The following is a 15,039-nucleotide window of genomic DNA, read 5'->3' on the forward strand; positions in this document are numbered from 1 at the left end:
CCGGGCCGTCTCGCGGTCAGCCGGCCGAGCCGGATTCGACGGGTGAGCCGGACGAGCCCGGCGAGCCCGGCGAGCCCGGCGAGACCGCCGGTGCGGCGGGTGCGGCCGGTACGCTGAGGGAGGCCCAGATGCATTTTCCGGACTCGGTGAAGCGGGCGCCCCATTGGTCGGACATCATCGCGACCAGTTGCAGGCCTCGGCCGAACTCGTCGTCGAGGCTGGGGTGGCGTACCCGAGGTGTGGCCTCCGAGCCGTCGTAGACCTCGCAGACGACCATGGCTGCCGCCGAGTCCGAGGTGGGGTCGGACAGGTTCAGCAGCCTGAGGCGGATCACTCCCGAGCCGTTGTCCGCGGCGTCGGAGCCCAGTCCGACGGCATGCCGCACGGTGTTGCCGACAAGTTCGCTCACCACCAGCGTCGCCGCTTCGTCGAGTTCTCCGAGCCCCCAGGAGTTCAGGGATTCGGTCGTCAACTCCCGTGCCTTGCCCGCTGATTCCGCCGACCACGGCAGGTCCCACGAGGCGGCCCGGCCGCCGGCGAAGGGTTCGGTTGCCAGGAGGAGCAGCGCCGCGTCGTCCGGCCTGGTGTTCCGGAGCGGCTCGTCGGCGAGGCTGTCGCACAGCGCCTCCAGCCAAGCCGACCGGTCGGTCCGTGCGGTCAGCGGCCCGGCGGAATCGCGGTGCCGGGCGACGCGGGCCCCCAGGGTGGCCGCGTCCGACGCTCCCGCCCCCAGCAGCCCGTTGGTGTAGAAGACCAGGAGGGAGTCGGGTTCGAGGGTCGTCTCCACGACCTCGGCGGGGACCTGCGCGAGTCCCAGCGGCGGCCCGGCCGGCACGTCGAGGGAGACCGGGTCCGAGCCCGGGCGCAGGACGATCGGCGGCGGGTGGCCGGCGCTCGCGATGCGGCAGACTCCGGTGGTGGCATCGTGGACGGCGAACAGGCTTGTGGCGTAAACGGGTTGGCCGTCCGCATCGGAACTCAGCCGGACCACGACGTCGTTGAGCCGCGCCATGAGTTCGTCGACGGGCATGTCCAGGGCCGCGATGGCCAGCACCGCGTGGCGGATGATGCCCATGGTGATCGCCTGTTCGAGCCCGTGGCCCAGCACGTCGCCGATGACCGCGAGGACCCGTCCGCCGGGCAGCGGCACGATGTCGTACCAGTCGCCGCCGAACTCGTGGCCGGGGGCGGTCCGGTAGCGTGCCGCGGTCCGCACCCCGAAGGCCGTGGGCAACTCGCCTGGCAGCAGCTCCTGTTGCAGGCGCTCGGCCTGGTGCCGCGCCTGCTCGTACAGGCGCGCGTTCTCCAGGGCCTGGGCGATCAGCGTGGCCAGGTTGGCCATCACCGGTTCGTCGTCCGCGGTGAACGGGTGGGGCCGCGACCAGGCGACGGCGCAGGACCCGACCAGTCGGCCGGCGGCCCGCAGCGGCAGCACCACCCAGGCCTGCTTGCCGGTGGCGCGGGCGAGTTCCCGGATCCCGGCGGCGTGGGGGCCGGTGGCGTCGGCGGCCGAGGGCACCAGCCGCGCCGTGTCGGTGGCGATCAGTTCGTGGCCGCCCTGCCAGGCGCCGGGGTTCTCCCGTCGGGGCGCGGTGAAGGCGGAGGGGTAGCCGCTCGTCGCGATGAGGCGCGGTCGCGGACCCGTCAGGTCGTGGAGCAGGAAGCCCTGCGCCTCGAACAGTGGGAGCAGGTGGCTGGTCACCACGTCGACCACGTCGCCGGTGTGCAGCGCCCGTACGAGCGCGGCGTTCAGCTCCAGGACCTTCCGGACCCGCTCGGCGGCCTCCCGTTCGGCACGGCGCGCGTCGGTGATGTCCGCCATCTGCACGGCGACCAGCCCGCCGATCTGGACGGCCCGCACCACCAGGAAGGCGCTCCGCGAGCCTTGGCCGGCCCGCGGGCGCGCCTCGACCTCCAGGCTCATCGGCGCTCCGGGGGTCGCGCGGGCCCGGGCGAACAACTCCTTCAAACCCTGGTCGCGCAGCGTCTCCACGGCGTCCCAGAGCGCCGCCCCGATCAGGTCGACGCTGCCGCCGGCGGCCATCTCGCGGGCGGTCTTGTTGGCCCACTGCACCCGGTCGTCGGCGTCGACCACGTGGACCGGGTCCGGGTGCAGTTCCAGGACCCCGACCAGCCAGTCCAATTGGTCGCGGCGGGCGGTGACGTCCCACGCGGTGCCCAGCATCCTGACGGGGGCGCCGGTTTCGTCGTACTCGAACGTGCCGCGCAGTTCCAACCAGCTGACCCGGTCCGCGCCGCCGAGGACCCGGTACTCGACCGCGTACGTCTCGCCGGTCCGCATCGAGTGGTCGATCGCCTCCTGGACGCCCGGCCGGTCGTCCGGGTGGATGCGGGCCATCCACGTCTCGATCCGGCGGTCCCACGACTCCGGGTCCAGGCCCGCGGCCACCAGCATGTGGCGGGTCGCGCCGTCGATGTCCAGCAGACCGGTGCCCAGGTCCCAGCTCCAGGTGCCGACGGCGACCTGCTTCATCACCTCCCGGCGTTCGGTGAGCGGTTCCTGCCACCACGGCGTGGTTCCGGTCTGCCAGCGGCGGGCGTCGCGCAGGAGCCGTCCGACCAGCGCGGCGAGGTGGACGAGAAACGCCTCGCGGTCGGGGCGGGGCCGTTCCGGCAGCAGCACCGACAGCACGCCGACCGGCTCTCCGTGCACTTCGACGGGCACCGTGAACATGCCCGTCCGCGCCCAGCGCTCCCACTGCGGATCGGCCGCGACGGCGGTGGGAAGGGTGTCGCCCCACGCGGCCCGGCGCCGGTCGAGCGCCACGCCGTACGGCGCCTCGGGTGCGGCGTCCAGCAGTTCCCACGACCTGGCCATCCGGGTGGGCAGGCCGGCCACCGCCGCCAGGCGCAGGGTGCCGGGCGCGGCGCCCCGGAGGTGGACCAAGCCCACGGCCGCGCCGCTCGCGGCGGCGGCCTGCTGCGCGGCCAGGCGCAGCACCTCGGCCTCGCTGAGGTCGTCGGTCCCGGCGAGGACGGCCCATCTAAGCGCGTCCGCGGTGCCGGTGCCGGTGCTGTCTCCGTCGGCGGAGGGCGCGGCGTCGTCCCCGCCGTCGGGCCCGTCGGGGTCCGTCCGGTCCGGCGGAGGCGTTCCGCGTGCCAAGCTGCCCTCCAGATCCATCAGGCTGGCCGACAAAACCTGCCGAAGTATCACCATTACATACATGAGGCATCGGGCGTGCCCGGGTCGTCGCCCGGATGTCCGGTCGCCTTCACCCGTACGGCTCGGCCGCCGCCGGCGCGGCATTCGCGCGGTACGCGCCCGCCCCGGCTCTTGCGTGCCTGCCGAAACCGACGAACAGCCTTCGCCGGAAAGCGAGTTGCCGGCTGTTCCGCCGGAACGCGCCGAAACGGTTACGACGCGCCGCCGCCTTGGACGGCTTCGCGGAACCGGGCCAGGAGCGAGCGCAGGGTCTCGCGCTCGTCGGGCGTGAAGGCGTCGGAGATCCGCCGCTCGATCGCGACCGCGCGCCTGTCGGCCGTGCCGAGCGCCTTCGTACCCTCGGGGGTGAGCCGGGTCTCCAGGATGGCCCGGTGCCAGGGGTGCGGGGTGCGGGTGACCAGCCCGCGTTCGTCGAGGGTCTTGAGCAGGGCGGTCATGGCCTGCGGGGTGACCATGCAGCCGCGGGCCAGGGCGGCGGCGGACATGCCCGGATTGTCGGAGAGCAGGAGCAGTGCGGCGTACTGCGGGACGGTGAGGCCCGCGGCACGTACGGCCGAACTCTTCGCGGCGAGCAGTGTCTGCTCGGCGCGCTTGACGTCGAGTCCGAGGCGCTCATCCGCGGGCATGCTCATGCGCTCAGCCTACGCAGGCATTCAAAGATTGACGACCATCAAGGCTTTGATACTCTGCCTCCCATGATCCCGGAGACGCATGCCGACCTGCTCGACCGCCCGCTGTTCTGCCATCTCGCGACCCTCGGTCCCGACGGCGCGCCGCACGTCAACCCCGTATGGACGGTGTGGGACGGCGAGTTCCTGCGCTTCACCACGACGACCGACCGGCGCAAGCACAAGAACGTGCTGGCCGACCCCCGGGTCTCGATCTCGCTCAACGACCCCGAGCGGCCCTACCGCTACCTCGAGGTGCGCGGCGTCGTCGAGCGCATCGACCCGGACCCGAAGGGCGACTTCTTCGACGTGCTGGCGGTGCGCTACGGACTGGCGTACGACAAGCCCGTCGGTGACGCCGAACGCCGCGTCGTGCTGGTCGTACGCCCCAGCCGCACTACCTCCCAGTGACCGACCGCCCGATTGCACTCGGTTCCCGCCGGTAGCTCCCGCCGGTAGCTCCCGCCGGCGGAACCGGGCGGCGGCCGGTGCCTCGGTGTGCGCCTCCCGAGTGGGCCGGGTGGGCCGTCCGGGTGGAATCCCGCTCCGCGGTGCGGGTCCCGCGGCGGCCCGCTGCCAGGATCGGTGCCGTTCGGGTGGTGGTAGGGAAGCGGAGGCGGAGCAATGGGCCGGGCGGTGCCGGCCGGCTGCCGGATGTTGCACGCGGGGCTGTGTGCGGTGAGCGCGGTCGCCCTGGTGGCCGTCGGTGCGCCGACGGCGGAGGCGGGCGCCCGCGGGTGCAACGGCCCTACGTGCATCTCCGTCGTCGGCAGCGGTCTCCGCGTCGAGACCATCTCCGCCTCCACCACCTGGAACGGCGACTCCACGGGCCACATCCCACATCTGGGGCGGCGGCATCGACCGCGACAGCGCCACCGGATTCTGGGGCTACCACCAGGAGTTCACCGTGCCTGTGCGCCGCGACCTGGCCAACCGCGCGGTCCTGTGCGCCGAAGGCTGGGAGCACACCGGCGGCGGCCTGCAGTCCCGCGGACGCGCCTGCGCCGACGTCCGCTTCTGATCGCCCTCGGGTCGGACCTACCTGGTGCACGACCTCGTGCCCGGGCAGAAGCTCACGACGGCGTACGCATCACCAACTACTCCGACCAGCCGATGACGTTCACGGTCTACGGCACCGACGCCTTCACCACGAACGACGGCTCCTTCAGCCTGCTGCCCGCCGAACGCGGCACCTCCGACGCCGGCACCTGGATCACGCCCGGGCAGACCAGCGTCACGGTCGCCCCGGGCGCGGGCGTCGACGTGCCGGTGACCATCGCGGTGCCCGCCGACGCCGAACCCGGCGACCATGCGGCGGGCGTCATCGCGTCCGTGGCCACGGTGCAGGCCGATGCGTCGGGCCGCCTCGTGCAGGCGGACAGGCGGATCGCGGCGCGGGCGTACATCCGCGTCGCCGGATCGCTGCGGCCCGCCTTGCAGATCCAGGACGTGCAACCCACCTACGACACCCCGGGAAACCCGTTCCCCGGCGGCGGTCTTCGAGCTGCGCACCACGACCACCCCGTGGGGCCTGGCCGCGGTCGGCGTGCTTCTGCTCGCCTGGCTGTTCGCGCCCCTGTTCCGCCGCGTACGTCGCGTGACGCACCGTGCCGGCAGCTGACGACCCGGACTGCCTCGCCGGTGAGACCCGTCAGTCCGGTTCGCCGGCCAGGAAGCGGGCCGCGTCGACCTCGTCGGCGTCCATGCCCCAGTGCCCTGGGTCCCGGTCCCGCCTGGCCTGTTCGTCGATCCAGCGGTTGTGGGCTTCCCACGCGGCCTGCTTGCTCGTGCCGACGGCCGCGCCGATCTGGGTCCAGGATGCGCCCGCGCGCCGGGCGGAGCGTACCGAGAGCTGTCGGCCGTATGCGGCCTTGCGGGCGAGCACTTCGCCCAAGGCCAGGAGTTCCAGAGCTTCTTCGCGGGTGAGGGGGCGGGCGCCGCTCACGTCGTCCGGTGCCTCCGCGTCCGGCATACCGAACGACGACGCGAGTGCTTCCTGCGTACGAAGCACGTCCAGGCGCGCCGCGGCGGACAGCAGCGTGTAGTGAAGTTCGAGCTCGTCGGGTGTGGCCATGAGGCCACCGTGCCACCGCGGCCGACTCGTCGTCAAGACAGCCTGACGTCAAGCTGGCCTCACGGCGGCCGGGCGCGGGCGCCGCGCGGAAAACCGTTCCCCCCGGGCGCCCCCGGCCTGCGAGGATGCGCAGCGGCCGCAGATTGGAGGGCGTTCCCGATGCCTACCGCGACGAACGCCGGTTCCCCGGTGGTGCCCGCGCACCCCGGACTCCTGGACCGGGGGCACCCGTTCCGCCAGTGGAAGACCTGGCGGATCCCGGGGACCGAGCTGACGCTCACCGGCTACTCCCGCGCCAACGACAAGACGTTCTTCCACATCCCCGAACTGCGCTGCAGCCTGGACGCCGGGCTGTGCGAAGGGCGGCAGGTGGACACGGTGTTCCTGACCCACACCCATCACGACCACGCCAAGGACCTCGACTTCCTGGCCGCCAAGGCCGGAGGTGCGGACATCCACCTGCCCGCCGACGCGGTGCCGTACGTGGAGGCGTACCTGCGGGCGAGCGCCGAGTTGAACCACGGCACCGCCTTCGATCCGGGCCTGGTGGGCCACCGGCTGCACGGGGTGCGCCAGGACGACGAGTTCGAGTTCGGGCGGGCCGGGCACCACGTGCGGGTCGTCGAGTGCGAGCACAAAGTGCCGTGCGTGGGGTACGCGTTCTCGGAGCGCCGCAAGGCACTGCGGCCCGAGTTCGAGGAACTGCGGCGCTCGCTGGTCGGCGAGGGGCGCGGTGCGGAATTCGGCAGGATGATGGCCGAGCGGCGCAAGCAGGGCGTCGAAGTCGACGAATCGGTCCGCCGACCGTTGTTCGCGTTCCTCGGCGACACACACGTGTCGGTGTTCGAGCGGAACCCGTGGCTCTTCGCGTACCCGGTCGTCATCACCGAGTGCACCTTCCTCGACGACGCCGAGCTGGACCGGGCGGAGCGGATCGGGCACACCGTGTGGAGCAGGCTCAGGCCGGTGGTCGAGGCGCACCCGGAGACGGTGTTCGTGCTGACGCACTTCAGCCTGCGCTACTCGGATCGCGAGGTATTGGCCTTCTTCCGGCGGCAGTTCGAGGAGGCGGAGGGCGGGATGCCGGGAAACATCGTGCTGTGGGCGCATCCGGACAGCAGCCTGCCGGAGCAGCACCAGCACCGGGAGCTGTGAGCCGGTCGGTGTCCGGCGGCCGGTCGGGTGCTGCGCCGTCGCGCCCGGTCAGGGTTCGAGGTCGGCGGCGACCTCGCGCAGCACCGTGAGTAGCAGTTCGACGTCGGGGGCGGTGGTCCGCCAGTTGACGAGTGCGCAGCGGAGCACCTTCATGCCGCGGTACGTGGCCGTCCCGGCGTACACCCGCCCGTCGCGCAGCAGGGCGTCGCCCAACCGGCCGTTCAGCTCGTCGAGCCGGTCGTCCGGCACCCCGGGCGGGCGGTGACGGAAGCAGACGATGGACATCCGCACGGGGGCGAGGAGTTCGAAGTCGGGTGATTCGTCTACCAGTCGGCCCAGGTGTTCGGCGACGTCGAGATGGCGCTCGACCATCTCCCGGTAGCCGTCGCGGCCGTACGCACGCAGCGTCGCCCAGATCGGGAACGCCCTGGCGCGGCGCGACGATTCGGGGCCCACGGTATTGAAGTCGACGTGCCCGCCCTCGGCTTCGGGCAGGTACGAGGCACCCCACGCGCCGAACGCCCGCACCTGGAGCGCGGGATCGCGGACGAACGAAAAGCCGCTCTCGTAGGGCACGTTCAGCCACTTGTGCCCGTCCGAGGTGATCGAGTCGGCGCGCTCCACGCCGGAGGCGAGCCCGACGGTGCGCGGCGACACGGCCGCGAACAGTCCGAACGCGCCGTCCACGTGCAGCCAGGCGTTGTGGCGCTCGGCCAGGTCGGCCATGGCGTCCAGCGGGTCCGAGTCGCCCGAGTGCACGTCCCCGAGGTTGCCGACGAGCACCGCGGGCGCGCCCTCCAACTCCACGAGAGCCGCTTCGAGCGCGGGAAGATCGATGCGTCCCGCGTCGTCGCGGGCGAACGTGCGCAGCGTGTCGCGCCCGCAGCCGAGTATCTGCAACGCCTTGCGTGTGCTCGGGTGGACGAGGCCACTGGTCAACACCGGCATGACCGGAAGCTCCGCGAGGCCCTGCGACGCGACGTCGACGCCGTGCCCTTCCGCCCACCAGGTCCGCGCGCAGGCAAGACCGGTGACATGCGCGAGGGTTGCGCTCGGGGTCAGCACCCCGCCGTACGAGGCGGGGATGCCGAACAGGTCCTTCAGCCAGTCGAGGACGACCGATTCGGCACGCGACGCCAGCGGGGACGCGATGTGCAGACCGGAGGCCTGGTCGAGCAGCGAGGTGATCCAGTCCCCGGCCATCGCGGCGGGCGTCGCGCCGCCGACAACGAGGTGGAAGAAGCGGGGGCCCGTGGTCCGGGTCGAGGCCTTCGTGCCCACCCGCAGCAGGTGCTCCACGGCCGCGAGGGTGCCGTCGCCCTTCTCCGGGAGGGGCCCGCCGAGGTCGTCCGCGAGGGCGTCCGCGGCCCGATCGTGCACCGGGAGTTCGGGCAATCCGTCGAGGTAGGGGCCGGCGGCGCGGAAGACCCGCTCCAGTGCGTCGACGGCTTCGTCGCGGTCCTTGATCGGATCGGCCATGGGGGCAGTAAATCAGCCTTGCCCGGCTTTCTGAACGGCCGCTCCGGAGTTTCCGGCCGACGGCCCGGTGGGGGCACGGTGGCGATCCGATGGGGGCACGGTTGGTGCCCCTTGGGTGGCCGTTCGGGTTGCGGGTGCTGCCATCGGGGGAGGAATCGCCCTGTCATGCAGGCGACTTCACCGTCGGGCCAGTCAGGGAGGACGCGTGACCGGAGGACCGAACCTGATTCCCGCACCGCGCCGACTGGAGCTGACGGGAGGCTCGGGTCCGGTCGACGGCGTGCCGGCCTGCCGGGTCGATCCGGCGCTCGGGCCCGAGGCGTACCGGCTCACGGTCTCGGCCGACGGCGTGGAGATCGTCGGCGGCGACGAGGCCGGTGTTTTCTGGGGGCGCCAGACGCTGCGCCAACTCGGCCGCGCGGACGGCTTCCGACGGGCACCGGTGGACCACGGACCGGCCGTCCTGCCGCACGTGCTCGTCGAGGATGCCCCGCGGTTCGCCTGGCGGGGCCTGATGCTGGACGTCGCACGGCACTTCCTGGCCAAGGACGATGTGCTGCGGTACGTGGACCTGCTCGCGGCGCACAAACTGAACGTCCTGCACCTCCATCTGACGGACGATCAGGGGTGGCGGGTGCAGATCGAGCGGTACCCGCGGCTGACCGAGGTGGGGGCGTGGCGGCCGCGTACCCGCCTGGGGTGGGGCCGGGAGCCGGAGGTCTGGGACGAGCGCCCGCACGGCGGCTTCTACACCCAGGACGACCTGCGCGAGATCGTCGCGTACGCCGCCGAGCGCCACGTGCGGGTCGTCCCCGAGATCGACCTGCCGGGGCATTCGCAGGCGGCGATCGCGGCGTACCCGGAACTGGGCAACGTCGACGTCGTCGACACGGGCGCGCTCCGGGTGAAGACCGAGTGGGGCATAAGTCCTCACGTGCTCGCCCCCACCGACGCCGTACTCGCCTTCTACGAGGGCGTGTTCACCGAACTCCTGGAGATCTTCCCCGGCCGCTTCGTGCACATCGGAGGCGACGAATGCCTCAAGGACGAATGGCGCCGGTCGCCCATCGCGCAAGGCCGGATCCGCGAGCTCGGCCTCGGCGGCGAGGACGAGCTCCAGGCCTGGATGATCGGCCACTTCGCGCGCTGGCTGGCGGCCCGGGGAAGGCGCCTCGTGGGTTGGGACGAGATCCTGCAGGGCGGCCTGGCGCCCGGCGCGGCGGTGATGTGCTGGCGCTGGTACACCGGCGGTGTCGCGGCCGCCAAGGCAGGCCACGACGTGGTGATGTGCCCGCAGCAGGAGGTCTACCTCGACCATGTGCAGTCCGCGGACCCGGGCGAGCCCGTGCCCTTCGGATGGGTGCACACCCTGGAGGACGTGTACCGGTTCGAGCCGGTGCCGCCCAGCCTGAGCGGCACCCCGCACGCGGTACACGTCATCGGCACGCAGGCCAACCTGTGGAGCGAGGTCACCGAGAGCCGCGCCCGCGTCGACTACCAGGTGTTCCCGCGCCTCGCCGCGTTCGCCGAAGTCGCCTGGTCCGCGCTGCCGCGGCCGGAGGCACGGGACTTCGGCGACTTCGAGCGGCGGATGGACGCGGCGCACTATGCCCGGCTCGACGCACTGGGGGTCGCGTACCGGCCGCCGACCGGCCCGCATCCCTGGCAGCGCCGCCCCGGGATCCCGGGGCGGATGCACGACAAGCCCCGCCGCACTTGGGACATGGCCTGAGGGGGTCCATGCCGCCGGGTCAGCCGCGGGACGTACCGCGCTCGGGCGGGTGGATGCGCACCCGCCGTTCGGCCGGCGCCTGCTCCAGGTCGTCGAGTTGCGCGGTGATCGTGGCGCGCAGGTCGTCGTAGTCCGCGAACTGGTGGTCGTGGAAGAGGGTGTGGCCCGACCACATGAGGTTGGCGCACACCCGCGCCGGCACCCGGCCGGTCTGCGCGCCCATGCCGACCAGGGCCACCGACCGGATACTGCCCGGCTCGGCGTCGTTCTGCCGGTGGATCGCCTGGAAGGCGGCGGCGCAGGCGAGCGCCACGTTCAGGGTCTCGCTGACGTTCTGCGACGACGTCACCATCGTCGGCGTGGAGATCAGGAACTTCGGGTTGACGGCCCCGGACGGTACGCAGACCGCGCTGCCGACCGGGAGGTTCCCGGCGAACCCGTCGCGGATCGCGCGCTGCACGCGCAGTTGGATGCCCGCTCCGAGGTGGCGCTTCACCACCGCGTCCACGCCGCCGTCCATGCGGCCCCGCGAGTTGGTCGGGCTGACCCAGGCGTCGACCTTCTCGTCGAGGATGGACCCGTTGCGGATCTCGATGCCGGGGGTGTCCGCGAACGCCGCCCGCCAGGCCGCCACCACCTCCGGGTTGATGTCCGTCAGCACCACCCTGAGCGGCGTTTCCACGCGATTGACCGTCATATTCCACTCCGTTCCAAAAGCACTGCCTACCCACCGCCAACGACATTATCGTGGCGCCCCGACAATTGGTCGACGGGTGCCGGGCCGGCGCTTTTTCGGCTCGATTGCCGGTGTCCGGGCCCACTGCTAGCCTGCGGCCAGACCATCGCGAGACAGGAATTGTCGCCCGACGCCGCCCACGGACGGACCACCAGGTCCGAAAAAAGTGGGCGTTCCGGACTTATGTCCGCGCAACCGGGATGTTCCGCGAATATCACCCGCCTCGCCGGTCGCCCCTGCCGAACTCGGTCGACTATTCGGAGCACCCCACGATGAGCGACGACAACGCCCCCGCCCTGCCCGACGCGAACGACCCGCTGGCCCTCGCCGACCTGTTCAAGGGCGGCGGCGAACCGTGGCTCCCGCTGCTGAAGCCGGTCATCGAGGCCCAGCGGGACGCCGCCGCGTTCATCGGTCCGGGCCGCAGCCCCGAGGTCGTGCCGGTCCGCGAATTGACCTTCCAGGCGCTCAAGCCGAATCCGCCGCACAAGTGGAAGGTGGTGGTATTCGGGCAGAATCCCTACCCGCGTCCGGAGAGCGCCACCGGAATCGCGATGTTCGACAACACCTTCCACGACTGGAAGGACAGCCAGTTCGGCCGCGTCGTCAGTATTCGCTGCATCATCAAGGCAGCGGCGATGTGGAAGTACGGAATTCCCAAGAAGACGCCGATCGCCGAAATCCGCGGCCTCCTCGAAAAGCAGGAGACGGTACAGCCGCCGGAATGGTTCCAGGCGATGCTGACACAGGGCGTCCTGCTGCTGAACGCGGCACTGACCGCCAACAGCGACGCGTCCCGGGGCACCGACCGGCACACCGCGTTCTGGCGCCCGGTCGTCGAGCGCATCGTCGAGGAGATCCTCAAGGCCAAGCAGGACGCCGACGAGGAGGACCGCGGCGTCGTCTTCGCGTGGTGGGGAGCGCACGCCCGCAACCTGAAGAAGATCGTCCTCGAACTCCAGAAGAAGTACCCGGGCGTCGACGTCCGGCACATCGACCACGCCAACCCCGCGGCGCAAGGCGACATCTTCTGCGACGGCGAGCACTTCGCCATGGTCAACGACGCCCTCGCGGCGGTGGGCGCCGACCCGGTCGACTGGCTGCCCAGCACCGGCTGGAACACGGCCGCGGACGACGCGGACGGCCGCAACGACGACACCGCCGAACGCATGGGCGCGTTCATCGCCTCGACGATGGAACTGCATCAGCTCTACCTGGAGCGGCTCGCGGGCGTCAAGGACGAGGGCCTCGTCCTCCCGGCGATCACCGGCGTGTTCGACACCCCGGCGATGGACTTCCGCGACGCGGTGTCGCCGGTCGCCGAATTGCTCGCCGGCCTCGACCGGCACGTCAAGATGTCCCACGAATTCGGGATGCGGCGAGTCGAGGCGGCGGCCGACGGAGGCCTGTCGGCCGACGCGATCGCCGCGCTGTACCTCTATACCTGCGAGTCCGCGTTCTATCGCGAGATCAACGCCATTCTGCGGGCGCCGGACCGCGCCCGGGTCGTGCCGTACCTGCCGTACCTGCGCCTGCTGTTCGACGCGGTGGCGGCGCTCCCGACGCGTACGGAGCCGCTGTGGCGCGGGGTGTCGCTGGACCTGCGCGCGCAGTACCCGCTCGGCCGGACCGTGACGTGGTGGGGCGTGTCCTCGTGCACGTCCAAGCTCGGCGTGGCTCGCGCGTTCCTCGGCAGCAGGGGCAAGCGCACGCTGTTCGAGGTGCGGCCCGCCCGGGCCGTCGGCATCCGCAGCTTCTCCGCGTTCACCGAGGAGGAGGAGTACATCCTGCTGCCCGGCACGCAGCTGAAGGTGACCGACGTGACCACCGAGCGCGGCGGTCTGTGCACCGTCAAGCTGGCCGAGTCGGAGGACGCTCCGCTCGTCTCCTGAGGCGGCGGGCCGGGGGCGCGCCGGACGGGAGCCGCGGCACCCGTCCGGTAGCGCTCGCTGGACGTCGCCCCTCCCGAGGTGGTAGATCCATTCGGGATGACAAGAGAGGCGAAGCACACATGAGCACATTGAGCCAGGGGACCGAATCCACCGCGGCGGTCGACACGGCCGACACCGGCAACGCGGTCGAGCGGGCCGTCTACACGCGTGCCGAGCCCGTCGAAAGCACGATCAAGCCCGCGGCGTTCGTGACGCTCACCGTGCTGATCATCGTGCTCGTCGTGGTCTCGTTCTTCGCGATCTACGCGGGCGGCAACTTCGACGGCGGCGAGCCCGGGCTGACCGCGCCGATGAACGGCTGACACACAGGACCGGCCCTCGGCGGCCGCGGCCACGGCGGACTCCGCCGGGCCGCGGCCGCCGTGTTTCCAGCCCTGGCACATCAGGGCACGGCGCATTCAGCGCACGGCGCATTCTGGCCGTATGCAGGCAGGCGGTGCTTCAGGCCGTGTGCAGTCGGCTGCGGAGGAACGCGAGGATCTCGTCGCGGGCGCGCACGGTCGGGTGGCCTTCCTCGTCGACGAGGTGGGCGGTCACCACACTGTGCGGGGTGCCGACCGACTCGCGGAAAAAGGGCGGCGGCGCCGGGTTCGCGCAATCGCCGGGCAGCACACGGCCGTCGAAGCGGTCGCCGAGGAGCCGCACGTACGCGGCGAAGCGCTGCCCTGTGCACCACTTGTCGTCGTCGAAGCGGTAGGCGAGTGCGGTGAGGCCGTCGTGCTCGAATCGCCGCCGGATCGTGTCCGCGTCGTCAGGGGACAGCTCCAGCGCGGCCGGGTCGTCCAGTGGCAGCGAGGGCTGCCCGAGCACCGGCGCGACGACGGCCGGCTCAAGGGTCATGGTCAAGGCGAAGTTGCCGGTGAAGCACATGCCCACCGCGCCGACCCCCGGGCCGCCGCACTCCTCGTGGGCGGTGCGGGCGAGGGCCCGCAGCCAGGTGACGACCGGGCTGGTGCCGCCGCCGGCGAAGGCACGGAACTCCCGGCTCACACACGCCCGCCGGAGCACGTCGGCGCCCAGGTCGACGGTGGGGTAGGCGCCGTCGACGCCGAAGAGCGAGGGCAGGTAGACGGTGAAGCCCGCGTCCCGCACCCACCGGGCGAAGCGCACGACGTCGGGGCTGATGCCGGGCATCTCCGGCATCACGATCACCGCGGGACCGGCGCCGGCCACGTGGACGGTCTTCTCGTCGCGGGCGGACGCCTCCCCGGGCAGGGCGAACGTGCGTCGGGTGAACCCGTCCAACACGTGCTTGTGCCCCGGCTCCTGGGCCTGCACCTGAGTTTTGCCGACGTCCACCAGGAGCCTCCCAAGTATGCGATCGATCGGTCGTGAATCCGGGTATGCCGCGAGATTACACGTCCGATCGGTCGCTTACAATGGCGCGGTGACGAACGCCCGTACGCCCTCGCCCGGTTCCGACGGCCGCCGTGCCCGCGGCGACCGGACCCGGCACGACGTCGCGCGGCAGGCGGCGATGACCGCGACCGTGCACGGCCTGGACACCATCACCGTCGGCTCGCTCGCCGCACAGACGGGGCACAGCAAGAGCGGCATTCTGACGGTCTTCGCCAACCGCGAGGCGATTCAGCTCGCCGCGGTGGCCGAGGCCCGGAAGCTGTACGCGGAGCACGTCGTCGACCCCAGCCGCGACGTCGGCACCGGCGGGGCGCGCCTCCGGGCGCTGCTCGACAACTGGGTCGCGTACCTCCGCGCCGGCGTTTTCCCCGGCGGATGCTTCATCACCACGACATCGGTCGAGTACGGGCACCGGGAGGGGCCGGTGGCCGACGCCGTCCGCGAACTCGCCCGCGACTGGCTGCGCCTGCTGGAGGCCGAACTGGCGGCCGCGGGCAGCACCGACCCCGCCGAGGACGGCTTCCGCATCGACGCGTACCTGCGCGCCGCCAACACGAGGTTCCAACTCTTCGGCGACGCGGCCGAGTTGGACCGGGCGCACCGCCTCGCGACGCGCGTGGTCGAAGCGATCTGACCGAAGCATCTGACCGAAACATCTGACCGCGGCATCGGATCGAGGCGGCCGGGTCGAGGCGGCGGG

Annotated in this window: 13 protein-coding genes; 6 read left to right on the forward strand and 7 right to left on the reverse strand. The window is 71.9% G+C overall.

Annotation, left to right across the window (positions count from 1 at the left end; translation table 11 throughout):
- Positions 1 to 16 precede the first annotated feature (16 nt).
- Both ACWD12_RS12270 and ACWD12_RS12275 read right to left on the reverse strand, forming a co-directional pair.
- Positions 17 to 3,124 (reverse strand): SpoIIE family protein phosphatase, encoded by a 3,108-nt coding sequence (locus tag ACWD12_RS12270; RefSeq protein ID WP_450099478.1) that lies wholly within the window; start codon positions 3,122 to 3,124, stop codon positions 17 to 19.
- Positions 3,125 to 3,375: 251 nt separating this feature from the next.
- Complete coding sequence (locus ACWD12_RS12275; RefSeq protein WP_450099479.1) at positions 3,376 to 3,816, reverse strand: MarR family winged helix-turn-helix transcriptional regulator; 441 nt, start codon at positions 3,814 to 3,816, stop codon at positions 3,376 to 3,378.
- A gap of 63 nt (positions 3,817 to 3,879) precedes the next feature.
- On the opposite strand from ACWD12_RS12275, the gene ACWD12_RS12280 reads away from it, so the two are divergent.
- Entirely contained in the window at positions 3,880 to 4,263 is a 384-nt protein-coding gene (locus tag ACWD12_RS12280) for a PPOX class F420-dependent oxidoreductase (RefSeq protein WP_450099480.1), read from the forward strand.
- Positions 4,264 to 4,979: 716 nt separating this feature from the next.
- Here ACWD12_RS12280 and ACWD12_RS12285 read toward each other — a convergent pair.
- Both ACWD12_RS12285 and ACWD12_RS12290 read right to left on the reverse strand, forming a co-directional pair.
- A complete protein-coding gene (locus tag ACWD12_RS12285) occupies positions 4,980 to 5,312 on the reverse strand; it encodes a hypothetical protein (RefSeq protein ID WP_450099481.1) in 333 nt (110 codons plus the stop codon).
- A 191-nt stretch (positions 5,313 to 5,503) separates the two neighbouring features.
- Positions 5,504 to 5,926 carry a hypothetical protein gene (locus ACWD12_RS12290; protein ID WP_450099482.1) on the reverse strand — a complete coding sequence of 141 codons (423 nt, stop codon included), beginning with the start codon at positions 5,924 to 5,926 and terminating at the stop codon, positions 5,504 to 5,506.
- 159 nt (positions 5,927 to 6,085) lie between these two features.
- On the opposite strand from ACWD12_RS12290, the gene ACWD12_RS12295 reads away from it, so the two are divergent.
- The gene (locus ACWD12_RS12295; protein ID WP_450099483.1) at positions 6,086 to 7,081 is read left to right on the forward strand and encodes an MBL fold metallo-hydrolase; all 996 of its coding nucleotides are present in this window, start codon (positions 6,086 to 6,088) and stop codon (positions 7,079 to 7,081) included.
- Positions 7,082 to 7,129: 48 nt separating this feature from the next.
- Here the strand turns inward: ACWD12_RS12295 and ACWD12_RS12300 are convergent, their stop codons facing one another.
- Positions 7,130 to 8,560 (reverse strand): pyridoxal phosphate-dependent decarboxylase family protein, encoded by a 1,431-nt coding sequence (locus ACWD12_RS12300; protein ID WP_450099484.1) that lies wholly within the window; start codon positions 8,558 to 8,560, stop codon positions 7,130 to 7,132.
- A gap of 205 nt (positions 8,561 to 8,765) precedes the next feature.
- On the opposite strand from ACWD12_RS12300, the gene ACWD12_RS12305 reads away from it, so the two are divergent.
- The gene (locus ACWD12_RS12305) at positions 8,766 to 10,292 is read left to right on the forward strand and encodes a beta-N-acetylhexosaminidase (RefSeq protein WP_450099485.1); all 1,527 of its coding nucleotides are present in this window, start codon (positions 8,766 to 8,768) and stop codon (positions 10,290 to 10,292) included.
- 19 nt (positions 10,293 to 10,311) lie between these two features.
- On the opposite strand, the gene ACWD12_RS12310 is transcribed toward ACWD12_RS12305, so the two are convergent.
- A complete protein-coding gene (locus ACWD12_RS12310) occupies positions 10,312 to 10,989 on the reverse strand; it encodes a macro domain-containing protein (protein ID WP_450099486.1) in 678 nt (225 codons plus the stop codon).
- Between the two features lie 311 nt (positions 10,990 to 11,300).
- Between ACWD12_RS12310 and ACWD12_RS12315 the strand changes: the two genes are divergently transcribed.
- Both ACWD12_RS12315 and ACWD12_RS12320 read left to right on the forward strand, forming a co-directional pair.
- A complete protein-coding gene (locus tag ACWD12_RS12315) occupies positions 11,301 to 12,920 on the forward strand; it encodes an ADP-ribosyltransferase domain-containing protein (protein WP_450099487.1) in 1,620 nt (539 codons plus the stop codon).
- A gap of 119 nt (positions 12,921 to 13,039) precedes the next feature.
- Complete coding sequence (locus ACWD12_RS12320) at positions 13,040 to 13,282, forward strand: hypothetical protein (RefSeq protein ID WP_358363259.1); 243 nt, start codon at positions 13,040 to 13,042, stop codon at positions 13,280 to 13,282.
- Between the two features lie 139 nt (positions 13,283 to 13,421).
- On the opposite strand, the gene ACWD12_RS12325 is transcribed toward ACWD12_RS12320, so the two are convergent.
- A complete protein-coding gene (locus ACWD12_RS12325) occupies positions 13,422 to 14,279 on the reverse strand; it encodes a dienelactone hydrolase family protein (RefSeq protein ID WP_450099488.1) in 858 nt (285 codons plus the stop codon).
- 88 nt (positions 14,280 to 14,367) lie between these two features.
- On the opposite strand from ACWD12_RS12325, the gene ACWD12_RS12330 reads away from it, so the two are divergent.
- Positions 14,368 to 14,973, forward strand: coding sequence for a TetR/AcrR family transcriptional regulator (locus ACWD12_RS12330; RefSeq protein ID WP_450099489.1), 606 nt, complete (start codon positions 14,368 to 14,370; stop codon positions 14,971 to 14,973).
- Positions 14,974 to 15,039 lie beyond the last annotated feature (66 nt).

It is taken from the genome of Streptodolium elevatio, assembly GCF_053592165.1.

Coding starts and splice junctions, on each gene's coding strand:
- ACWD12_RS12275 (WP_450099479.1), bottom strand. CDS start 3,816: ATGAGCATGCCCGCGGATGAGCGCCTCGGACTCGACGTCAAGCGCGCC.
- ACWD12_RS12280 (WP_450099480.1), top strand. CDS start 3,880: ATGATCCCGGAGACGCATGCCGACCTGCTCGACCGCCCGCTGTTCTGC.
- ACWD12_RS12290 (WP_450099482.1), bottom strand. CDS start 5,926: ATGGCCACACCCGACGAGCTCGAACTTCACTACACGCTGCTGTCCGCC.
- ACWD12_RS12295 (WP_450099483.1), top strand. CDS start 6,086: ATGCCTACCGCGACGAACGCCGGTTCCCCGGTGGTGCCCGCGCACCCC.
- ACWD12_RS12300 (WP_450099484.1), bottom strand. CDS start 8,560: ATGGCCGATCCGATCAAGGACCGCGACGAAGCCGTCGACGCACTGGAG.
- ACWD12_RS12310 (WP_450099486.1), bottom strand. CDS start 10,989: ATGACGGTCAATCGCGTGGAAACGCCGCTCAGGGTGGTGCTGACGGAC.
- ACWD12_RS12315 (WP_450099487.1), top strand. CDS start 11,301: ATGAGCGACGACAACGCCCCCGCCCTGCCCGACGCGAACGACCCGCTG.
- ACWD12_RS12320 (WP_358363259.1), top strand. CDS start 13,040: ATGAGCACATTGAGCCAGGGGACCGAATCCACCGCGGCGGTCGACACG.